16 protein-coding genes are annotated in these 22,393 nt (G+C 72.0%); 7 read left to right on the top strand and 9 right to left on the bottom strand.

What is annotated here, in order from left to right; all coding sequences use genetic code 11:
• Nucleotides 1–28: 28 nt before the first annotated feature.
• Entirely contained in the window at nt 29–1,393 is a 1,365-nt protein-coding gene (locus ABII15_RS15840) for an LCP family protein (protein WP_353942965.1), read from the bottom strand.
• Between the two features lie 234 nt (nt 1,394–1,627).
• On the opposite strand from ABII15_RS15840, the gene ABII15_RS15835 reads away from it, so the two are divergent.
• The gene (locus ABII15_RS15835) at nt 1,628–2,677 is read left to right on the top strand and encodes a glycosyltransferase family 2 protein (protein WP_353942964.1); all 1,050 of its coding nucleotides are present in this window, start codon (nt 1,628–1,630) and stop codon (nt 2,675–2,677) included.
• 67 nt (nt 2,678–2,744) lie between these two features.
• Here the strand turns inward: ABII15_RS15835 and ABII15_RS15830 are convergent, their stop codons facing one another.
• The 4 genes from ABII15_RS15830 to ABII15_RS15815 form a co-directional block, all read right to left on the bottom strand.
• A complete protein-coding gene (locus tag ABII15_RS15830; protein ID WP_353942963.1) occupies nt 2,745–4,418 on the bottom strand; it encodes an LCP family protein in 1,674 nt (557 codons plus the stop codon).
• An 87-nt stretch (nt 4,419–4,505) separates the two neighbouring features.
• Nucleotides 4,506–6,170: an LCP family protein gene (locus tag ABII15_RS15825; RefSeq protein ID WP_353942962.1), complete on the bottom strand. Its 1,665-nt coding sequence runs from the start codon at nt 6,168–6,170 to the stop codon at nt 4,506–4,508.
• Nucleotides 6,171–6,416: 246 nt separating this feature from the next.
• Nucleotides 6,417–7,709, bottom strand: coding sequence for an LCP family protein (locus ABII15_RS15820; RefSeq protein WP_353942961.1), 1,293 nt, complete (start codon nt 7,707–7,709; stop codon nt 6,417–6,419).
• Nucleotides 7,710–7,806: 97 nt separating this feature from the next.
• Complete coding sequence (locus ABII15_RS15815; RefSeq protein WP_353947078.1) at nt 7,807–8,517, bottom strand: TIGR03089 family protein; 711 nt, start codon at nt 8,515–8,517, stop codon at nt 7,807–7,809.
• A gap of 342 nt (nt 8,518–8,859) precedes the next feature.
• Here ABII15_RS15815 and ABII15_RS15810 point away from each other — a divergent pair, with 342 nt between their 5' ends.
• The 3 genes from ABII15_RS15810 to ABII15_RS15800 all read left to right on the top strand — a co-directional run bounded on the left by ABII15_RS15810 (nt 8,860) and on the right by ABII15_RS15800 (nt 12,576).
• Complete coding sequence (locus tag ABII15_RS15810; RefSeq protein WP_353942960.1) at nt 8,860–10,215, top strand: N-acetylmuramoyl-L-alanine amidase; 1,356 nt, start codon at nt 8,860–8,862, stop codon at nt 10,213–10,215.
• Between the two features lie 89 nt (nt 10,216–10,304).
• A complete protein-coding gene (locus ABII15_RS15805) occupies nt 10,305–11,387 on the top strand; it encodes an NDP-sugar synthase (protein ID WP_353942959.1) in 1,083 nt (360 codons plus the stop codon).
• Between the two features lie 160 nt (nt 11,388–11,547).
• Entirely contained in the window at nt 11,548–12,576 is a 1,029-nt protein-coding gene (locus ABII15_RS15800; RefSeq protein ID WP_353942958.1) for a DNA-3-methyladenine glycosylase 2 family protein, read from the top strand.
• A 61-nt stretch (nt 12,577–12,637) separates the two neighbouring features.
• Here the strand turns inward: ABII15_RS15800 and ABII15_RS15795 are convergent, their stop codons facing one another.
• The 3 genes from ABII15_RS15795 to ABII15_RS15785 are packed head-to-tail and all read right to left on the bottom strand — an operon-like array spanning nt 12,638 to nt 15,436.
• Nucleotides 12,638–13,933 carry a coenzyme F420-0:L-glutamate ligase gene (locus ABII15_RS15795; protein ID WP_353942957.1) on the bottom strand — a complete coding sequence of 432 codons (1,296 nt, stop codon included), beginning with the start codon at nt 13,931–13,933 and terminating at the stop codon, nt 12,638–12,640.
• Nucleotides 13,930–14,898 carry a 2-phospho-L-lactate transferase gene (cofD, locus tag ABII15_RS15790; RefSeq protein ID WP_353942956.1) on the bottom strand — a complete coding sequence of 323 codons (969 nt, stop codon included), beginning with the start codon at nt 14,896–14,898 and terminating at the stop codon, nt 13,930–13,932. Before cofD ends, ABII15_RS15795 begins: the two co-directional genes overlap by 4 nt.
• Before the next feature lie 43 nt (nt 14,899–14,941).
• A complete protein-coding gene (locus ABII15_RS15785) occupies nt 14,942–15,436 on the bottom strand; it encodes a cysteine dioxygenase family protein (RefSeq protein ID WP_353942955.1) in 495 nt (164 codons plus the stop codon).
• 706 nt (nt 15,437–16,142) lie between these two features.
• Here ABII15_RS15785 and ABII15_RS15780 point away from each other — a divergent pair.
• From ABII15_RS15780 to ABII15_RS15770, 3 genes are all read left to right on the top strand, one after another.
• On the top strand, nt 16,143–16,406 hold the full coding sequence (locus ABII15_RS15780; RefSeq protein WP_351444013.1) for a WhiB family transcriptional regulator: 264 nt from the start codon (nt 16,143–16,145) through the stop codon (nt 16,404–16,406).
• A 164-nt stretch (nt 16,407–16,570) separates the two neighbouring features.
• Entirely contained in the window at nt 16,571–20,305 is a 3,735-nt protein-coding gene (locus ABII15_RS15775; protein WP_353942954.1) for a glycosyltransferase, read from the top strand.
• Nucleotides 20,302–21,792: a DUF5719 family protein gene (locus ABII15_RS15770; RefSeq protein WP_353942953.1), complete on the top strand. Its 1,491-nt coding sequence runs from the start codon at nt 20,302–20,304 to the stop codon at nt 21,790–21,792. The genes ABII15_RS15775 and ABII15_RS15770 overlap by 4 nt, the downstream gene beginning before the upstream one ends.
• 16 nt (nt 21,793–21,808) lie before the next feature.
• Here the strand turns inward: ABII15_RS15770 and ABII15_RS15765 are convergent, their stop codons facing one another.
• Nucleotides 21,809–22,276, bottom strand: coding sequence for a metallopeptidase family protein (locus ABII15_RS15765; RefSeq protein ID WP_353947077.1), 468 nt, complete (start codon nt 22,274–22,276; stop codon nt 21,809–21,811).
• Nucleotides 22,277–22,393: the final 117 nt, after the last annotated feature.

Below are 22,393 nucleotides of genomic sequence, written 5' to 3'. Positions count from 1 at the left end.
GCCCCGAGTCCCGCGCCTCGGATCCCGGTCACGAGGAACAGGAAACCTCGTCCCCGGTGACAGCCCCGAACTCCCCCTCGGACGCATCCTCGGCCCGCACCGCCCGCACCCCCCGATAATCGCCCCCGGCCACGACCTTCAACACGGCCCCCTGCCCATTGACGGCCTGCATCCGGGCCCCCGGCAACGCGGCGGCCAGCGACTTGGCCGACCGGTCCCACCGCGGGTCGTACAACACCGTGGTGTGCGCGGCAGCGCGGTCGTCGGCGCTGACGGGCGCCCCCGTCGTACGGAACCCGGTCCCCCTCAGCGCGGCGTCCGCCTTCTTGCCGAGCCCGGCCGTCGCCGTCGCGTTCACCACCTGGACGCGGATCTGCTGCGGCGCGACATCGACGACGGTCGCCTTCTTCCTCGCCCGGTGCGGCGCGAGCGGCTTGTCGTCGCGCAGCGCCTGGAACAGCTTCTCGGACTTCTTGTCGTCCCACTTCACGGTGGAGCCGATGCCCTTGACCGGGTAGCTGATGTTGCCGATCGGCACCGTCGTGAACTCCGACGACGAGGGCGAGAAGTTCCGCATCGCCCGCGCCAGCTCGACCATCTCGTCCGTGCCGAACCCCTTGTCGGCGCGGACCGAGCTGAGCAGCGTACGGGCCACGTCACGGAAGCGGACCGGGTTGAGCAGCACCCCGGACGACGTCGTCTTCGCGATGAGGGAGGCCAGGAAGCGCTGCTGGCGCTGCATCCGGCCGAGGTCCCCCGCGCCGTCCAGGTGCCGGGCCCGTACGTACTGAAGGGCCTGCCCGCCGTCCAGGTCGTGGGTACCGACGCCCAGGTCGAGACCGGTGTACGAGTCCCGCAGCGGCCGCGTGGTGCACACCCGGACACCGCCCAGCTCGTCGACCGTCTTCATGAAGCTGGTGAAGTCGACCTCCAGATAGTGGTCGATCTTCACGTGCGTCATGTGCTCGACCGTGCGCACGGTGAGCTGCGGCCCGCCCTCCGCGTACGCCGCGTTGATCTTCACCGGGTGCGCGTGGTGCTCGTCGCCGCTGTTCATGTCGGTGTGCGGCGGGATCTCCGCGTAGGAGTCACGGGGGAGCGAGACCACGGAGGCCCGCTCGTGGTCGTCCGAGATGTGCACGATCATGATCGTGTCCGTGCAGTGGCAGGGGGAGCCGCCGAGCCGGTACTTCTGCCGCTCCTCCTCGGTGATCTTGTCGCGGCCGTCGGTGCCGACGAGCAGCACGTTCATGCCGTGCCCGGCCGCCGGACGGTTCTTCATGTCCTTGAACGGGTCGATCCGCTGGATGCCGGTGTCCAGGCCGGTGACGAGCGCGTGCCCGATCCCGGCGGCGGCCAGCACGGTCACCGAGAACGTGGTCGCCACCCGCATCGCCCACCGGGGCTTCCTCTTGCGCGGCGGCCGGACCGGACGACGGCCCTGTCCCGGCCGCGGTTGACGCTGCGGACGGGCGGGGGAGCGGGGCGGCGTGGGCACCGGGGGACACCTCCGAGAAGGTGGGCGTGGAACGGGGCGTGTCACCGTAGGCCGATACGATCTGCGGCCCGCGGTAGTGAGGCGGGCGGCGCGCGCCGGTGTCCCCCGTTAGCGGTAACGTGACGTCCGATGAACGCAACCGCCAACACTGCCGAGCAGCAGCTTCCGGCCGTCTCCGTGATCATGCCCATCCTCAACGAGGAGCGGCATCTGCGAGAGGCCGTCGAGGCGATCCTGGCGCAGGAGTACGACGGCCCGATGGAGGTCGTGCTCGCCCTCGGCCCGTCCGCCGACCGTACGGACGAGATCGCCGCGCAACTGGTCGCCGAAACCGCCTCCGCCGACAAGCGCGTCCACACCGTGCCGAACCCGACGGGCCGCACCCCCGCCGCGCTGAACGCCGCGATCAAGGCCTCCCGCCATCCGGTCGTGGTCCGCGTCGACGGGCACGCCGCGCTCTCCGCCGGGTACATCGCCACCGCCGTCCGCCTCCTGGAGGAGACCGGCGCGATGAACGTCGGCGGCATCATGCACGCCGAGGGCACCAACGCCTGGGAGCAGGCCGTCGCCGCCGCGATGACCTCGAAGATCGGTGTCGGCAACGCCGTGTTCCACACCGGCGGCCAGGCCCAGCAGGCCGACACGGTCTACCTCGGCGTCTTCCGGCGCGAGGCGCTGGAGCAGCAGGGCGGGTACAACGAGGAGTTCATCCGCGCCCAGGACTGGGAGCTGAACTTCCGGATCCGCGAGGCCGGCGGGCTCATCTGGTTCTCGCCCGAGCTGAAGGTCTCGTACCGCCCGCGGCCCTCGGTGAAGGCGCTCGCCAAGCAGTACAAGGACTACGGCCGCTGGCGGCACGTCGTCGCCCGCTACCACTCGGGCTCCATCAACCTGCGCTACCTCGCCCCGCCGGCCGCCGTGTGCGCGATCGCCGCGGGCATCGTGGTCGGCGCCGCGCTCACCCCGTGGGGCTTCGTGGTCCCCGCCGGGTACCTCGCGGCGATCACGGCCGGTTCGGTCCCCGCGGGCAAGGGGCTGCCGCTCAAGGCGCGCGCCCAGATCCCCGTCGCCCTCGCCACCATGCACATGACGTGGGGCTGGGGCTTCCTGACGAGCCCCAAGTCGCTGGCGAAGCGGGTCATCGCGTCGCGCAGGCCGGCCGTCCTCGCCTCCAACTAGCGCCGAGGGCGCGGGAGTTCGCCTCCCGCGCCCTCGATGCCCGGACGTCCGTCCGGATGTGTACGACCTACCAGGTGTAGCCGTCCTGCACATGCATGCACTGCTTGCCGTCCGCGCCGTTCTGCGTCTGGTTCTTGTCCAGCGACTTGGCGGGGTCGTCGGATTCGGCCGCGGACTTCGGGTACGTGGTGCCCGTCTTCCAGTCGGCGCCCACGGTCAGCGTCACCCCGGACACGTCCGCCGACTTCTTCACCGAACTCAGCGGAATCCCCAGGGACTTGGCGACCGCCTGCGCGTCGCCCTCCAGGTCGTCCGACGGATAGTCGAGCACCGTCCTGTCCACGGCGAGCGACGCCGACCGGTCCGAGACCGCCAGCGTGAAGCCCTTGCCGATGAGGGCCTGCTGCACCGCCGAGGCCCGGCCGGGCACCGCGCCCGTCGTCGCCGTCCGCGTGCCGTTGCGCACCTGCACCGCGATCTTGTCGTCGGCGGCCGCCGGGTCGTCCGACACCTGCGTCGTCGACTTCTTCTTGTCCTTGCCGTCGAGCGCGACGTCCTCGCGGATCATCTTCCACAGCTTGTCGGCCGCGGGCGTCGGGACCACCCGGCTGCCCGCGTACACGAACGGCATCGTCGTCATCGTCATGCGCTTCGGGTTGGGCTTCTTCAGCTCGACGCTCAGGTCGTAGAGCTTCTTGATGGTGTCGAGGCCCTCGTCGGGCTTCAGCGCGTCGGTGGCCTTCTCGGCCAGCTGGCGCAGCTTGTTGGGATGGCTGAACGTCGCGTTCTCGCGCAGCTCGCGCACCATCGCGCTCATGTACATGTGCTGCGCCTTGGCGCGCGCGATGTCGGTGCCGTCCTCGAAGCCGTGCCGGGTCCGCAGCCACTGCAGGGCCTGCTCGCCCTTGACGTACGTCGTGCCCTTCTTCAGCTTCAGGTCGGTGCCCTCACCGGTCGTGCGTCCGCGATACCGTCCGACGAAGTTGGCGTCGACGCAGACCGGTACACCCCCGACCGCGTCCGCCATCGTCACCACACCCGCGAATTCGACCATGAGGTAGTGGTCGATGTGGATGCCGGTCATCTCCTCCCAGGTGGCGACCGTGCATCCCGGGCCGCCACGGCCCAGCGAGCCGTTCACCATCTGCGGGGTGACCGTCGCCTCGTACACGTGGCCGGTCTTCGGGTCGGTGCACTTGGGCAGCTTGGTGAGGGTGTCGCGCGGCATGCTCACCACCGACATGTTGGTGCGGTCCGCCGACAGGTGCACCAGCATCTGCACGTCGGCCAGCGGGGCCGCGCCCACACTCGCCTTGTGCCCGCCGAGCTTCAGGTTCTCCTTGCTGTTGCGGTCGTCGGAGCCGATCAGCAGGATGTTCAGCGGGGTCTGGCCCGCCGCGTTCGGCGTGGGCTTGGCCGCCCTGTGCTCGCCGATGTTGAGCTTGTCCGTCTTGATGTTGCTGTTCAGATGCCGGTACCAGAGATAGCCGGCGCCCGCCGTGGCGAGCACCAGGACCGCGAGCGTGCCCGCGGTCCAGCGCAGTATTCGAATCCCTCTGCGTCTTTTGGCGCGGCCGCCCTTGTGCCGGTGGCCCGGTGGTCTGCGATCGTCCGGTCCGGGCACCGCGCCCCCGGTGTCCTGGTACAGGGACTCGTCCCAGCCCAGGTCACCGGCGCGTGCCTCCGCCCCGCCGTGGCCGCTCGGTCGTGGACGCTCTCCGCGCACACCACTTCGCCCCATGTCCTCCCCGCCCTCCCCGCCCCCGCGCCCATGTCTCGGCCGCCCCGCTGTCTTCTGGTGAGACAGTCGAAGGGCGGCCGAGGTTGGTCATTGGGCGCACACAGTCTTGTCCGCTGTCTGTTGCCCATCGACCTTCGGCGCCTTGGCCGAGGCGCCGTCGATGGGTGTGCCCGCGCCCTGGAAGTCCTGGCCGAGGACGAGGATGATCGCCGGCAGACCCTGGTCGTTCTTCTCGCTCTTGCCCGGCTTCATCGCGGAAGCGGGCAGCCCCATGATGTCGGCGAGCCGCCGGGCCTGGTCGGCCTGGTCGGGCGAGTACTCCAGCGTGGTCTTCTTCTGCGTCGGCTTGTTGCCCAGCTGGCTGGACTTGGTGACGCCCTCGTTGTTCTGCAGCCAGGTCAGGGTCTCCTGCGCCGCGCCGGTCTTCAGGCTGCCGTTGTACAGGTCGACGCGGACCTCGGACGCCTCCGACTTCGTGCCCTTCAGCCGCGCCGACTCGGCGGACTTCTTCTTTTTCTTGGTCTCCGTCAGCGACACGTCGTTCTTGATGGCGTTGAAGACCTCGGGCGCCTTCGCCTCGTTGACGACGACCGTCGCCTTGACCTTCTCCGCCGGGTTGTCGAGGACCGGCGTGGTGACGAACGAGATGTTCTTCGGCGGGACCTTCTTCAGCTCGAGGGCCACGTCCTTGAGCTTGTTCAGGGTTCCTATGCCCTGGTCGACCGAGAGCGCGTTGGTCGCGGCCTCGGCGAGGCTCGTCAGCTTCGACGGGCTGGTGAGCGTGTCGCTGGAGCTCATCTTGCGGGCGAGGGAGCCGAGGAACTGCTGCTGCACCTTGATCCGGTCCAGGTCGCCCTGGTTGCCGAAGCTGTGCCGGGTGCGCAGGAAGGCGAGGGCCTGCTCGCCCTCGACGGAGGACGTGCCCTTGGGGAGCTTGAGGTGCGACTCCTTGTCGTCCACGTCCTTGGCGACACAGACGTCGACGCCGCCGACCGCGCTGGACAGGGTCTTCACCGCGTTGAAGTCGACCATCATGAAGTGGTCGGGGGTGATGCCCGTGACCGCCTTCACCGTCTTCATGGTGCAGCCCGGGGTGCGGTTGTCCTGCCCGAGGCTCGTGTTGAAGCGGACCTGGCTGGTGCCCGCGATCACCTTGCCGTCTTTGTCCGTGCAGTCCGGGACGTCCACGATCAGGTCGCGCGGGATGCTCAGCGCCGTCGCGTTCGTCCGGTCCTTGGAGACGTGCAGCAGGATGTTGGTGTCGGCGTGGCCGACACTGCCCTTGTCCCCGTAGCCCTCGTTGCCCTTACCGGTCCGCTTGTCCGTACCGATGATGAGGATGTTGAACGCCTCGTCCTTGCTGAAGCTGTTCTTCGCCTCGGGGGTGTCGGTGACCGTCAGGTTGCCGTTGAGGTGCTCGTAGTAGAAGTAGCCGCCGGCCGCCGTGGCGAGCACGACGAAGGCCAGGCTGCCCGCCGACCAGAGCAGGATCTTCTTGCCCTTCGCCTTCTTCTTCGGCTTCGAGCGGCGGCGGCCCGTCTGCGCCGGTTGCTGCGGCTCGCGCCGCCTGCGTTGCGCGGGAACCTCCTGCTGCTGCCCGCGCCTTGGCGCGCCGCGGCGGGGACCCGGCACCGCCGACTGCCCTCCGGAAGGAGTCAGTCGCAGTTCGTAATCGCCAGTCTGGGGATTGAGCACCCACTGGTCTGCGGGATCGACATTGTTGTCAGCCCGCCCACGGCCTTGCGCGTCCACGGTTTTCTGCATCCTCCGTCGGGGCCACGCGGCGCCCCACCCCCCTCAAAGCGGGCGCCCGGTCAAAGTCGGTAAGCAGTGCACGACCCCGCCGACGAAGTATCGAGGCATGGCCGGGTGCACCGGATCGCTCACACTATCCGCCCAGTTCAGCGTCAAGCGACGGCGGTGACAAATTCCACTCCCCTACAACTGGGCAATCCGGACCATTTCTTGAAAGCTGTGTGCCTGCTGATGACTTGACCTTTACCCGCAGGCGTCCTGGTCCGCTGTGTTGCCCCGGAAAGTAGGGGCGGGAGAGGGGGACGGTCCCTTGTCGCCGGGGCCGTGGGCGCCGGGCTTGCCGTCGTCGTAGTAGTCGTCGTAGCCCCCGTCCTCGTCCTCGTAGGACACCTCCTCGTCGGACATTCCGGACTCGTCCGAACTGTCGTACCCCTGGCTGCTCTCGGCCCGCACGTCGGCGGGCGTCTCCTCGGAGACAACGACCGGGGCGTCGGTACGGATCCGGGTGAACAGCCGATCGGCGGCGGGCTGGATCAACTGGTCGCGGTTGGCGTTGTAGACGTACGACTCGCGGGGCACGGTCAGGAACTGGATCCGGTCGGCCGGGATGTCGCGCATCCCGCGCACGAGGTCGTAGAGCCCGCGCAGACTGGCCAGCCCCGGGTCGGTGGTGAGCGCGGAGGTCGCGGCGTCGAGGACCGGGTACAGCTTCGTCGGGTTCAGCAGCACCCCGCTGCTCTGCATCTTCGTGGCGAGCGCGCCGAGGAAGCGCTGCTGGCGGTCCATCCGGTCGGTGTCGCTGCCGTTGCCGAGGCTCTTGCGGGCGCGTACGTAGCCCAGGGCCCGCTCCCCGTCGAGCTTCTGGCGCCCCGCCGCCAGCTTGAGGTGGGCGGAGGCGTCGTCGATCGGCTCGTCCAGGCAGACCTCGACGCCGTCCACGGCGTCGACCATGTTCTTGAACCCCTGGAAGTCCACGACCATGTGGTGGTCGATCCGGACTCCCGTCATCTTCTCGACGGTGCGGATCGTGCAGGCCGAACCGCCCACCTCGAAGGCGTAGTTGAACATCGCGAACATCGGTTCGATCTGTGAGCCGTCCGGCTTGTGGCACTCCGGTACGTCGACCATCAGGTCGCGCGGGAAGGAGACGGCCGTGGCGCTCTTCCGGTCGGCGGCGATGTGCAGCAGGATCGTCGTGTCCGAGCGCTGGGTGCCGTCGTTGTGCCCGTACTTGCCGTTGTCGCCGGCCCGCGAGTCGGACCCGATGAGCAGCAGGTTCTGCGCGCCGTGGACCAGGACGGTGGGCCGCTCCCTGTCGTAGCGGGCCAGCTCGGCGGCGGTGCCCTCGTCCGCGGTGATGTTCCCGTCCAGCTTGCGGTACGCGATCCAGCCCGCGCCGCCCGCCGCGAGCACCAGCAGCGCCACGCCGATCGCCGTGTTCCGCAGCCATCTCCTGCGCCGCCGCCTCCGCCAGGCGCCGGTGGGCGACGCACCGGAACCGGGTCCGGTCGGCGGCGTGGCGGCAGAGTCGGTCACGTGCGGATCCCCCTCGGCGACGTAGAAGACATGGAACGCGTCTCTACGACCATGGACCCGTCGGCGATGCGGGGCCGGGGGAGCTGAGCCGAACGGGCTACCTGACGGTCGCCGTGACCCGTTCACTCTCCACGCGCTGGGCCAGACCCTCGTCGTCGAGCCGGTCCAAGTGGCGGCAGAGCACCACCGAACCGCCGGTCGCCAGCGGCGCGTACAGCCCGGCGGCCAGCCCCTGCCAGGTGTCGTACCCGAGCCCCGACAGCAGGCGCGCGCCGGGAGCGGCGGCCTCGGCACGGGCCTTCGTCACGACCTCGGCGCCGGTGAGTTCCTCCCCGCCGACGGCGAGCGCGACCTCGTCCGGGTCGACCGGGACGAAGGGGGCGAAGCGGTCGCCCTGTCCCGGCACCTCCACCGCGTAGTCGAGGAACCCCTCGGGGGGCTGCGGGAACCGCCCGCCCAGCGGCCGCAGCGCGAGCGCGACCCGCTCGCCGGAGCAGGCGCGCGCCGCGTCCAGGGTGTCGGGGCCGGTGACGACGAGGTCGGCGCGGGCCGGGTCCCCGCCGATGTCCGCGACGACGCCGACGGCCGAACAGGCGAGCAGCCACACGGCGGTCTGCCAGTGCGCGGGCAGCAGCACGGCGACGCGGTCGCCGGGCTCGGCGCCCAGGTCGCCCTGGAGCAGATTGGCGGTCTTGGCCACCCAGTTGGCCAGCGTGGCCACGGACAGCTCCACCCGCTCCCCGGTGGCGTCGTCGTAGAAGGTGACGAGGGGCCGCCCGGGATCGCCCCGCAGCGCCTCATCGAGCATCCGCCCAGGCGTCAACACAACATCGTTCACACCCCTACCCTAGGCCTCGCCCCACCCCGCCCCCGCCTCGGGCAATCTGCCGCCGCCATCCCCGCCCCTCGCCTTGGGCAATCTGCCGTCCCCCAGACTCCGTCCGGGGGGACCCCCGGGGCGGCAGGGTGGGCAAGGCGGCCCCCCGGTGCGGGGTGAGCACCCGTCAGGCCCGAGCCCCATCGCGGCGCCCCGACCCCAACACCCCGTCACCCTCCGGCCCCGGCGCCCGACTTCCCGCCGACCACCCCCGGCACCCATATGACCCGCCCCAATAGCCGGAACAACCCACTTATGTCCACGATCGTGAGCATGCGTGGTTTTCTTGCTTCCTCGATCGGCGTCACCTGCGCGGCCGCCCTCACCCTCCCCCTCACCCTGCCCACAGCCGCGCACGCGGCGAAGCCCGCGGCGCAGGAATCCGTCCCGGGCGCCACCCAGTCCCTCCCCCTCACCCCCCTGGCGGCCCCCGGCACCAGCACCCGTTCCGCCGCCCCGCAGCGGCAGCAGCGGGAACAGGGCCTGCCCCGCCGCGACGTCCACCCCTTCTCCCTCGTCGGCGTGGTCTGGGACAACCCCAACGCCCAGCTCCACGGCCAGGTCCAGGTCCGCACCCGCGCCACGGGCACCTCCACCTGGTCCACCTGGCAGGACGTGGAGACCCACAGCGACGACGCCCCCGACCCCGACACGGCGGAGCACACCTCCCGCACGGTCCGCGGCGCGACGGCCCCGCTCTGGGTCGGCGACTCCGACGGCGTGGAGGTACGGGTCAAGGCCGATGAACCCCCGGCGGGAGCGCGCGCGGCGGACCCGAGTGCCGAACCGCTCCCCAAGGGCCTGCGCCTGGAACTCGTCGACCCCGGCGAGGAGCCGGCCGCCGGCGCCGAGGCCGACAGCCCCCGTGCGACCCTCAGCGCCGAGACCGCCGCAGCCTCCGCCGTCAACGCCGACCTCGCCCCGCTCGGCGCGAGCGTCATCCCCGCCCTGACGAAGCAGGAGACGGAGGACGAGGTGATCGCGGCCCGCGGCGGCGAAGCCGACGCGACCAAGGCCCGCCCCTACGTCGGCCCGCGCCCGCGGATCATCACGCGCAAGGGCTGGGGCGCCGACGAGAAGCTGCGCGAGCGGCAGTTCGGCTACACGAAGACGGTGAAGGCCGCTTTCGTCCACCACAGCGCCTCGGGCAACAACTACCGCTGCTCACAGGCCCCTTCCGTCATTCGCAGTATCTACCGCTACCACGTCAAGAGCAGCGGCTGGCGGGACATCGGCTACAACTTCCTCGTAGACAAGTGCGGAAACATCTACGAGGGCCGGGCCGGTGGCGTCACGAAACCGGTCATGGGCGCCCACACCCTCGGCTTCAACACCAACAGCACGGGCATCGCCGTTCTCGGCACCTTCGGCAGCTCCAACCCGCCGGCGGCCGCGGTGAACGCCATCGCACGCCTCACGGCCTGGAAACTCGGCCTGTACGGGGCGAACCCTCGTGGCTCGACGTATCTGAAGTCGGGCGGTGGCAATCTGTACAAGAAGGGAAAGAATGTACGGCTGAAGGTGATCTCCGGTCACCGGGACGGGTTCGCAACCGAATGCCCGGGACGCCGTCTCTACAAGAAGCTCGGCACGGCCCGTAGCAGCTCGGCCCGTCTCCAGGGTCGCTGACGCCGGCTCCCGGGCTGCTCGAACGGTCTGCATACACTGGCCGGCCGAAAGACAGTTCGGCCGGCCCCAGCAGGAAGCAGAGACGACAGGTGACAGAAGCGATCCTCCTGGTCGGCGGCAAGGGCACCAGACTGCGCCCCCTCACCGTGAACACGCCGAAGCCGATGGTCCCGGCGGCGGGCGTCCCGTTCCTCACGCACCAGCTGGCGCGCGCGAAAGCGGCGGGCGTCGACCACATCGTCCTGGCCACCTCCTATCTGGCCGAGGTCTTCGAGCCGTACTTCGGCGACGGCTCCCGCCTCGGCCTCCACCTGGAGTACGTCACCGAGGTCGAGCCCCTCGGCACCGGCGGGGCGATCCGCAACGTCGCCTCGCACCTCCGTTCGGGGCCGGACGACCCGGTCCTGATCTTCAACGGCGACATCCTGACCGGCCTGGACATCCCGGCCCTGGTCCACGAGCACGAGTCCACCGGCGCGGACGTGTCCCTGCACCTGTCCCGCGTCGAGGACCCGCGCGCGTACGGCCTGGTCCCCACGGATGCGACGGGCCGGGTGACGGCCTTCCTGGAGAAGCCGCAGACGCCCGAGGAGATCGTGACGGACCAGATCAACGCGGGCGCGTACGTCTTCCGCCGCTCCGTGATCGACACCATCCCGACCGGCCGCCCGGTCTCGGTGGAGCGCGAGACGTTCCCGGACCTGCTCTCCTCCGGCGCCCACCTCCAGGGCATGGTCGACTCCACGTACTGGCTGGACCTCGGCACCCCGCAGGCGTTCGTGCGGGGCTCCGCCGACCTGGTTCTCGGCCGCGCCCCGTCCCCGGCGGTCCCCGGCCGCTGCGGTGAGCGCCTGGTGCTGGACTCGGCCGTGGTGGCCCCCGACGCGAAGCTCACCGAGGGCACGGTCGTCGGCGCCCGCGCGCGCGTGGGGGAGGGCGCCCGGGTCTCCGGCTCCACCCTCCTGGACGGCGCGGTCGTCGAGCCCGGCGCGGTGATCACGGACTCGCTCATCGGCAGGGGAGCCACCATCGGCGCCCGCACGGTCGTCACCGGCGCGGTGATCGGCGACGGCGCCCACGTGGGCGCGGACAACGAACTCCAGGCCGGAGTCCGCATCTGGTGCGACGCCACCCTCCCGCCCGCCTCCGTCCGCTTCTCCTCGGACCAGTAGCCCCGGCGCCAGTCGTCGACCCGCGCCCCTGAAGGCCGCAGGCCTCTCAGGGGCGCGGGGAACTGCGCGAGAAGCGGCCACCGGCCCGGCACCCGACGACGCCCGCCGAGATGCCCCGACCCCCTACCCTCTAAAGGCACACCCCCGACAGAGGACCCCAGTGGCAGGCCGCCGATACACCCCCCGCACCCAGGCACCCACCCGCACCACAGTGCGCGGCGGCGCCCCGGCGATCCCCGGCCCCGCCACACCCCCACTCCCCGCGACGGAGTCGACCCGCACCTATACGCCTCCGTCCCCCCTCCACCTGGGCCTCACCCTGGGCCCCCTGCGCCGAGGCCCCGCGGACCCCACCTTCCGCGCCACCTCCGACGGCACCCTGTGGCGAACGAGCCGCACGCCCGAAGGCCCCGCCACCCTCCGGCTGACCGCGACCACCGCGACCGGCACGGTACGGGCCGACGCCTGGGGCCCGGGCGCCCCCTGGTTCCTCGACCGCCTCCCGACCCTGCTCGGCGAAGGCGACGACCCGGCCACCTTCGCCCCCCGCCACCGCCTGCTCGCCGAATCTGCCCGCCGCCGCCCCGGCCTGCGCCTGACGAGCACGGGCCTGGTCCTGGAGTCCCTGATCCCGTCGATCCTGGAACAGAAGGTCACGACGGACGAGGCCTACCGCGCGTACCGTCTCCTGCTCCACAAGTTCGGCGAACCGGCCCCGGGCCCGGCGGGCGGCCAGGAGCTGCGCATGCGGATCCCCCCGGACCCGTACACCTGGACCCGCATCCCGTCCTGGGAGTGGCACAAGGCGGGCGTCGACAACAAGCGGGCCTCGACGATCATCCGCGCGGCCCAGGTGGCCCGCCGCCTGGAGGAGGCGGCGGCGATGGAGCCGGCCGCGGCGCGGGCCCGCCTGGAACTCGTCCCCGGCATCGGTCCCTGGACCTCCGCCGAGACGATCCAGCGCACGAACGGCGCCCCGGACGAGGTGACGACGGGCGACCTGCACCTGCCCGGCATCGTCGGCTACGCCCTCGCGGGCAACCGCGACGCCACGGACGACGACATGCTGGAACTCCTCGTCCCGTACGAGGGCCAGCGCCACCGCGCGGCCCGCCTGATCCTGCTCTCAGGCGTCTCCCCACCCCGCAGACACCCGAAGATGCGCAAGGTGAACATCGCGAACTGGTGAAGCATCGCACGCTTCAGGGGCGCGCGACCGGCCACGACGCGAGCCGCACCCGGCAACGCCCCTACCGGACCTCGACGAACTCCGAGACGACCCGGGCCGCCCGCTCGGCCGGCGCCGCGGCCGGATGCCCGACGGCGACGGCCCCCATCGGATCCCACGACGCGGGCAGATCGAGCACCTCGCGCACGACATCCCGGCAGAACATGGTCGAGGACACCCAGGCGGAGCCGAGCCGCTCACCGGCCAGCGCCACCAGGAAGTTCTGCACCCCGGCCCCGGCGGCCACGACGAACATCTCCCGCTCGGCGGCGTCCCGCCGCTCGTCCCCGTACGTGTGCGCCCCGTCCATCACGAGACACGGCACCACGAGATACGGCGCGTCGCGCAGCACGTCCCCGCGCCGCACCCGCTTCGCGATCGACTCCTCGCTCTTGCCGTCCCGCCGCAGATCGGCGACCCACGCGTCCCGCATCGCGTCGAGCAGCCGGGTCCGCGACTCCTCCGACTCCAGCAGCACGAACCGCCACGGCGTCGTGTGATGCGGCGCGGGCGCGGTCACGGCGGCCGCGACGGCCCGCCGCACGGCCCCCGGATCCACCGCCTCGTCGGTGAACGCCCGCACGGTACGCCGCTGCGTCACGGCCTCCCGCACGGCCTCCGAGGTCCCGAGCCGGAACATGTCGTCCCGGGCGCTGCGCACCAACTCCCGCGCGGACCCGCCCTGCGCGGCCACCACGGCCCCGCCGAGCCCGCGCACCACGGCGACCGGCAGCCCGCCGGCCTTGCCCTTGACCAGATCCCCGGCCCCGGCCAGCTCGTCGGCGGTGGCCACCACGGTCGCGCTCAGCGGATTGCCGTACGCGTCCGTGCCGCCCCGCAGATCCTCCAGGACCCGGACGCCCGCGGCGCCGATGGCGATGTCGGTCAGCCCGTTGCGCCAGGGCCGGCCGAAGGTGTCGGTGACGACGACGCCGACCTCGACCCCGAGCGCGTCCCGCAGCCCGGCCCGCACGGCCTCGGCCGAGGCGTCCGGGTCCTCGGGCAGCAGCAGGACGGTCCCGGCCGGGGTGTTGGAGGCGTCGACCCCGGCGGCGGCCATCACCAGGCCCTGCCGGTTCTCCACGATCCGCAGCGTGCCGCGCCGCGCGACGACCCGTACGGTCTCGGCGTCGATGGCGGCCTCCCGGTCGTCGGCGCGGACCAGCCGCCCCTCCGCCTTGGAGACGATCTTCGAGGTGACGAGCACGATGTCGCCGTCCACGAGTCCGGGCTCGGCGGCGGCGATCAGCTTCGCCAGGTCGTCGCCCTCGCGCACCTCGGGGATCCCGGGCACGGCCCATACGCGCAGTTCGCTCACGCGCCCCGCACCTCCTCGGCGAGGGCGAGGGCGACGCGCGCCATCTCGGCGGCGGCGGTGCCCACCTCCGGGTCGGTCATCATCAGTGGCACGGCCCGGCAGCGGATCCCGGCCGCCTCGATGCGCTCCACGACTCCCTTGTCCACGGTGTCGACGAGCCAGCCGTCGAGCAGCCCCGACCCGTAGTGCTCGGCGACGGCGGCGGCGGTCGACTCCACGCCCACCGCGGCCAGCACCTTGTCGGCCATGCCTCGCACCGGGGCGTCGCCCACGATCGGCGAGAGCCCGACGACCGGCACGCCGGCCTCGGCGATGGCCTCCCGGATCCCGGGCACGGCCAGGATGGTGCCCACGCTGACCACGGGGTTCGACGGCGGGAAGAGGATGACGTCGGCCTCGGCGATGGCTTCCAGGACGCCCGGCGCAGGCTTGGCCTGCTCGGCGCCGACCGGCACCACGGCCTGCGCGTCCACGGAGGCCCGCAGCCGCACCCAGTACTCCTGGAAGTGAACGGCCTTGCGCTCTCCGTCCACATCCACGGCCACATGGGTCTCCACGCGGTCGTCGGACATGGGGAGGAGCCGCACGCCCGGCTGCCACCGCTCGCACAGCGCCTCGGTGACGGCGCTCAGCGGGAAGCCCGCCGCCAGCATCTGCGTACGGACGATGTGGGTGGCGAAGTCCCGGTCGCCGAGCCCGAACCACTCCGGCCCGACCCCGTACACCGCCAGCTCCTCCTTGACCTTGAAGGTCTCGTCGGTGCGGCCCCAGCCCTGCTCCTCGTTGATCCCCCCGCCCAGCGTGTACATCACCGTGTCGAGATCCGGACAGACCTTCAGGCCGAACAGATGGATGTCGTCCCCGGTGTTGCCGATGACGGTGATGTCCGCGTCCGGAGCCGCCAGCTTGAGACCGCGAAGGAACCGGGCACCACCGATGCCGCCTGCCAGAACCACAATGCGCATGCGCCCAGCATCGCAGGCAGCACCGACAACACGGCAGCCGGTCTCAGACAGCGGCCCCGTCGGCGACCGAGCACGCGGCGGTGTGCATCGGCATGTCGGTCAGCCCGGGGTAGTAGATGTGCAGGCTGACGGCGGGTTCGAGGGAGTCGTTCACGACCTCGTGGACGTACCCCGGCGCGAAGACCCGCTGCGCACCCGCCGAGAGCGTCCGCGCGCCCCGCTCCGAACGCTCCGTCAGTTCCCCTTGGAGCAGCGTCAGTACGCCGGACGAGCGGCCGTGGTCGTGCAGCCCGCTGCCCTGCCCGGGCACCCAGGACAGCAGCCACACCTCGTAGCCGGGGCCGGTGCGCAGCCGGTGGTACCAGCGGGACGTCGCGTCGAACTCGACCAGGTGCTCCCACTGGGAGCGGTCGGCGGCGAGCGAGCGGGCGAGACCGGCGAATTCGGCCACGGTCTCGGGGTGCACCCGCGCGGGCTGCAGCAGGTGCGGGACTTCGAGGAGGTCGCCGGCGATCTGGAGGTCGCTGTCGCTGTTCATCGAGTGTGGGATTCCTCAGTCGTACAGGTCGATCAGACGGTCGTTGCAGACGGGCCATGCAGCATGCGAAGAGAGGTCATGCAGAGGTCGTGCAGAGGAAGAAGCGCGGTCGGAGCCCTCGGGCTCAACGACTCAACAGCTGGAACAGCAACAGCTGTGGTGCGCGCGGGCAGCACAGACGGAGCCGGCGGTGCCGGTCGTCGTCATGAGTGCCAAGTTCGCGAGCATGCCCACCAGAACATCGGTTCATGCCTCCCCTGTCAACCCAATGTCCGGAATGCGAGATATCTTTAGCCCTTTCCGGTTGTTCTGTTTGGTGAAAGGTTTGTGCAGGGCACTTCGCGGACACGTGGCGCAGTGAACCGGCGCGCAAACGTCGTTGCGGTCCTGTGATCCGAATGTGATCAGGCTCGCTTCGCGGGTGCCGCCGGAACGCGATCAAACTCCGCGGCGTCCCCTCTTGTGTGGCGACTCCATGGGCTGTGGGTGGCCGGGATCGGTGGATGAGCCGCTGGCAAGTGTCACGGTTTTTGCCGATTTGAGCACTTTCCGCATAGCCTTGGTTCCGCAGAGTGAATAAGGGGCCCAATAGCAGATCCCGGCTTGACTGCCCCGGATCGGCACACTTGTAATTTCACTCGTGTCGTTCAGCCGAAATCGGTAACGGCAACATCACGGGGACGCACGGACAGACGAGGGGCGCACTATGACCGAGTCGTTTTCGGATCTGCTGGTCGAGGACGCGGAAGAGGAACTCGGCTGGCAGGAGCGCGCGCTCTGCGCGCAGACCGACCCCGAGTCCTTCTTCCCCGAGAAGGGCGGCTCCACGAGGGAGGCCAAGAAGGTCTGCCTGGCGTGCGAGGTCCGCTCCGAGTGCCTCGAGTACGCACTCGCCAACGACGAGCGGTTCGGCATCTGGGGCGGCCTCTCCGAGCGCGAGCGCCGCCGGTTGAAGAAGGCCGCTGTCTAGTCCCCATATTTGCGGTACGTACGGCCCGGCGCAGGTGGGTTATCCACAGGCGGCGGGCCGCTGTTGTCGGCAGCCGTTAGTGTGAGGTCCCGTCCGAGACACCCCAGCGCCCTCGTGCGCCACGGGTGTCCACCGCAGTCCAACGAACCGGGGCCCGTACCTCGATGTCCGTGCACAGCCACTCGGCAGACCAATTCGGCACTGCCGCCGCCGCGTTCAACCCGGGGCACGCCGCAGGGCTCGACCCGAGCAGCGCCCCCGAGTTCCCCAGGCATGTCGTCACCGCCGTCCTCGTCTCGCACGACGGCGCGCGCTGGCTGCCCGACGTCCTGTCAGGAGTGCTCGGCCAGGAGCGCCCGGTGCAGAACGCGGTGGCGGCCGACACCGGCAGCGCCGACGACTCCGCGGCCCTCGTCGCCCGCGCGATCGGCGACGAGCGCGTCCTGCACCTCGCCCGCCGCACCGGCTTCGGCCAGGCCGTCGAGGAGGCGGTGCGCGGCGCCGGGGTCCTCACGCCCGAGGAGCTGCCGTACCTGAAGCGCCCCAGCGGCTGGGACCCCGTCAGCCGCTCCTGGCGTGACGACGCGTACGACCTGCCGGACCTGCCGCACGGCGAGCCCGAGCAGTGGCTGTGGCTGCTGCACGACGACTGCGCGCCCGAACCCGACGCGCTCGCCCAGCTCCTCGCCGTCGTCGAGGCGGAGCGCGAGGCAGGCTCCGACGTCGCGATCGTCGGCCCCAAGCTGCGCGGCTGGTACGACCGCAGGCAGCTCCTTGAGGTCGGCGTCTCCGTCGCCCACTCCGGGCGCCGCTGGACCGGCCTCGACCGCCGCGAGCAGGACCAGGGACAGCACGACCACGTGCGGCCCGTCCTGTCCGTGTCCACCGCCGGCATGCTGATCCGCCGTGATGTCTTCGAGCAGCTCGGCGGGTTCGACCGCCGGCTGCCGCTCATGCGCGACGACCTCGACCTGTGCTGGCGCGCCCAGGCGGCAGGCCACCGTGTCGTCGTCGCCCCGGACGCCGTCGTGCGGCACGCCGAGGCGTCCTCGCGCGAGCGCCGCACCGTCGACTGCGTGGGCCGCACCGCGTCCTCCCCGCACAAGGTCGACAAGGCGGGCGCCGTCTACACCCTGCTGGTGAACGCGCGCACGGCGACGCTCCCCTGGATCCTCGTCCGGCTCGTCGTCGGCACCGTGCTGCGCACCGTCGCGTACCTGGTCGGCAAGGTGCCCGGACAGGCCTTCGACGAGATCACCGGTCTTCTCACGACGCTGCTGCGGCCGGGCCGGATCATGGCCGGGCGCCGGCAGCGCGGCAAGGGAGTCGTCGACCCCAAGGAACTCAGGCCGCTGTTCCCGCCGCCGGGCGCGACCGTGCGGCTCACCGTCGAGCAGGTCGCCGGCAATCTCTTCGGCGCCGCGGACCCCGAGACCACGACCGCGGGACGGCACGGCGGCGGCGGGCTCGAATCGGGGCCGGGCGACGACGAGTTCTTCGAGGTCGAGCAGTTCGCCCGCCTCAAGCGCATCGCCCGCAACCCCGGACCGCTGCTCTTCGTCGTCCTCCTCTTCGTCTCCCTGATCGCCTGCCGCGGGCTGCTCGGCAGCGGGGCCCTCGCGGGCGGCGCGCTGCTGCCCGCCCCCGGTGACGCCTCCGACCTGTGGGGGCGCTACCTCGACTCCTGGCACGCCACCAGCACGGGCGGCACCCAGGCCGCGCCGCCCTACCTGGCCGTCGTCGCCGCGCTCTCCACCGTCCTGTTCGGCTCCACCGGACTCGCGATCACCGTGCTGCTCATCGGCTCGGTGCCGCTCGCCGGATTCACCGCGTACTTCGCCTCCCGGCCGCTGGTCGAGTCGCGGCTGCTGCGCGCGTGGGCCGCCGTGGCGTACGCGTTCCTGCCCGCCGCCACCGGCGCGCTCGCGGGCGGCCGGGTCGGCACCTCGGTGCTCGCGATCCTGCTCCCGCTCATCGCCCGCGCGGGTGCCTCGGCGTCCGGGCTCATGAATGACCGGGGCGCACGCGGCAGTTGGCGCGCCACCTGGGCGTACGCCCTCCTGCTGACGATCACCACGGCCTTCACGCCCATTGTCTGGCCGCTGGCCCTCGTCCTCGGCCTCGCGCTCCTCGTGGTGCGCCGCGCCGACATCACCGCCTACGGCCTGCGCTTCCTGGCCGCGCTCGGCACACCGCTCCTGGTGCTCGCCCCGTGGTCGCTGTCGCTGCTGCCGTTCGGCTTCTTCACCGAGGCCGGACTCCCGTTCGGCAAGGGCTCGGCCGGCGCGCTCGCGCTGCTCGGCGCCTCCCCGGGCGGCCCCGGCACCATGGGCAGCCTGCTGCTCATCGGCATCGTCCTGGCCGCGCTCGCCGCGCTGCTGCGCCAGGAGCGCCGCCTCGCGGTCCTCGCCGCGTGGACCGTCGCCCTCGTGGGCCTGGTCTTCGCGGTGCTCTCCAACAGCTCGACGTGGGCCGGCCCCGCCACCCTCGTCTACGGCATCGCCCTCCTCGCCGCCGCCGCGCTCGGCGCCGACGGCGCCCGCACGCGCGTGGCCGAGCAGAGCTTCGGCTGGCGCCAGCCGGTGGCCGCGCTGATCGCGTTCGCCGCCGCGGCGGGCCCGCTGCTGCTCGCCGCGGGCTGGATGATCCGCGGCGCCGACGGCCCGCTGGAGCGGCGCGACCCGGTGCAGGTCCCGGCGTTCGTCGCCGAGGAGGCCGGCACCCGCGACCAGGCCCGCACGCTGGTCCTCGACGGCGACACGGGCGACGTGTCGTACGCCCTGGTGCGCGGCGCGGGCGCCCGCCTCGGCGACGGCGAACTGACCGACGCGGCCGGCGAGAACGACCGCCTCGACAAGGTCGTCGCCAACCTGGTGGCGGGCTCCGGCGCCGACCAGGCCGACCAGCTCGGCGGCTTCGCCGTGCGCTACGTCCTGATCCGCGACGGGGCGCCGCGCGAGATGGGCCGCGTCCTGGACTCCACCCCGGGCCTGACCCGGCTCAGCCAGCAGGACGGCACCGCGCTGTGGCGCGTCGACCGCCAGGTGGCGCGCGCGGTCGTCCTGCCCACGGCGGACTCCGGCTCGACCTCGGACGCCGCCCGGCCGGTCGCCGCGGGCCCCGTCGACATCCACACCACCATCGGCTCGGGCAAGGACGGCCGCGTCCTGCGCCTCGCCGACCAGGCCGCCGAGGGCTGGACCGCCACCCTCGACGGCACGCCGCTGACGAGGACGACCGTCGACGGCTGGGCGCAGGGCTTCGAACTGCCCGCGTCCGGCGGCCGCCTCGACGTCACCTACGACACGCCGTTCACCCACACCGCCTGGCTGTGGGTGCAGGGCGCGCTCGCGATCGTCCTCGTGGTCCTCGCCCTGCCGGGCCGCCGCGAGGACATCGACGACGACCTCCCCGAGGAGCCCGTCGTGCCCGCCCAGGCCGTCGAGGGCGAGGGCCGCAGGGCCCGCAGGCTGCGCGCCCAGGCGGAGGCCGAGGCCGAGCAGGCCGCACCGGTCGCGCAGGCTCCCGCCGAGGAGGAGGCCCCGGGCGCGGACATCCCGCAGCAGCAGTCGTACGGCGAGTGGGAGCAGCCCAGTTACGCGGGCGCCGAGTACGGCGCGTACACCGCGGGGGAGCAGCAGTACCCCCAGCAGGGCGGCTACGGATACGACCAGCAGGCCGACCCCTACCAGGCCGGCCAGTACGACCCGTACGCCTACGGAAGCGGCTACGACCAGCAGGCCGGCTACGACCAGCAGGCCGGGTACGACCAGCAGGGCGGGTACGAGCAGCAGCCCGCGTACGACCAACAGGCGCCGTACGACCCGACGTACGAGCAGCCTCATCCGCAGCACGGCACCGGCGCCGACGGTGAGCGCCCCGACGGGAGCCAGCAGTGAACCGCACGACCCTGTCCCTGATCGCCGCCGTGACCGTCCTGGCCGCCGTCACGGGGTTCGCCTCCGTCCGGTCCGGCGGCGAGGACGGCACCTCCGTTAAGGCGGCGGCCCAACTGCCCGTCGAGCGCTCCAGCCTGCTGTGCCCGCAGCCCAGCCAGTCCGACCTCGCGGAGACGGCGTACACCTCGTACACCCCGAAGTCCGCGGGCACCGAGGGCAAGGGCACCGCGCGGCTGATGCCCGCCGGGACGAGCGCGACCGACAGCGGCGACGACCAGGGCAAGAGCAAGAAGGCCAAGGCGGTCGTCACTCCGCAGGAGCCCGGCAAGCCCGCCACGGGCGATGCCTCGGGCGGTGACGCGCCGGCCCTGGTCGGCACCGCCGACGGCGCCCTCGCGCCCGGCTGGACCGTCCAGCAGACCACCACGGTGGACGTGGGCACCGGCCGCGGCCTGCTCGGCGTCGACTGCTCGCAGCCCGACACCGACTTCTACTTCCCGGGCGCCTCCACCGCCAAGGACCGCAGCGACTACATCCACCTCACGAACCCGGACGACGAGCCCGCGGTCGTCGACGTCCAGATGTACGGCCCGGACGGCGCCATCAAGTCCGAGGTCGGCGAGGGCATCCAGATCGCGGCGCACTCCAGCGTCCCGGTGCTGCTGTCGACCCTGACCGACACGGCGTACACGAACCTGACGCTGCACGTCACCGCGCGCAGCGGCCGGGTCGCGGCCGCCGTCTCCGCCGCCGACGCGAAGCTGGGCGGCGACTGGCTGCCCGCCTCCACCGACCCGGCGGCCTCCCTGGTGCTGCCCGGCATCCCCAAGGACGCGACGGACGTGCGCCTGGTGGCCTTCGCGCCGGGCCAGGACGACGCCGACCTGAAGCTCCAGCTCGCCACCTCCAGCGGCAAGATCACGCCCGCCGGGCACGACACGCTGCACGTGAAGTCCGGTATGACGACCTCCGTCGACCTGAAGGACGTCACGCGCGGCGACCCGGGCTCGCTCATCCTGACGCCGAGCGGGGACTCCGTGCCGGTCGTGGCCGCGCTGCGCGTCACACGCGGCAAGGGCGCCGACCAGGAGACCGCGTTCATCCCGGCGACCGCCGACATCGGCTCCCGCGCGACGGTCGCCGACAACCGCTCCAAGGGCTCCACGCTCGCCCTGACCGCGCCCGGCGCCACCGGCAGGGTGAAGGTCACCGCGTCGGCGGGCTCCGAGGGCGGCACCCCGGTCACCAAGGAGTACACGGTCAAGGGCGGTACGACCCTGGCGGTCGCTCCGCCGGTGCCGAGCGGCCTGAAGGGCGCGTACGCGCTCACCGTCGAGCCGGTGTCCGGCGGCAAGGTCTACGGCTCGCGGACGCTGGAGGAGAAGCAGGGCGGCGTCCCGGCGTTCACGATCCAGACGCTGCCGGACGACCGCGGGACGGTCTCGGTGCCCCAGTCGGACGAGGACCTGTCGGTGCTCCAGAAGTAGCGCGGGGAGGCGCCGGTCAGTCCTCCTCGTCCCCGTAGCGGGGATCGACGGTCTCCGGGGTGAGCCCCAGGACCTCGGCGACCTGCTCGACGACCACGTCGTGCACCAGGGCCGCGCGCTCGTCGCGGCCCTTGGTGCGGATCTCGATGGGGCGCCGGTAGATCACCACGCGCGCGGGCCGGTCGTCCCGCGCCGGGACCGTGCCGCCCAGCGGCACCGAGTCGCCGCCCCACGCCTCGTCCTCGGCCGTGAGCCGCGGCACCTCGAGGACGAGGAAGTCGACCTCGCCCAGCTGCGGCCAGCGCCGCTCCAGGCGCTCCACGGAGTCCTGCACGAGGTCCGCGAAGGTGTCCGCGCGGCTGGCGGACAACGGCACCTGCGGGGGCGCCACGGGCCCGCGCATGCCACGGCCGTGCCGGTCGCGGCGGCGCGGCGGACGCGGCTCGCCGGGGGAGCGCGGTACCTGACTGTCTGGCCTTTCCATCACCGACGCAGCGTAGTCCTTGGGGACGCCGGAGCGGCGCACGAAGCGGGGCAGTCCCGGACGGGCCGCCGCATGTCGCTTCCCGACCGATCAAGCCATTCTTGGGCCGGATTCCGT

The organism is Streptomyces sp. HUAS MG91, from assembly GCF_040529335.1.
GTDB lineage: Bacteria > Actinomycetota > Actinomycetes > Streptomycetales > Streptomycetaceae > Streptomyces > Streptomyces tabacisoli.
Note: the sequence above shows the minus strand (reverse complement) of the source record. Positions and strands in the feature narration are given on the sequence as shown.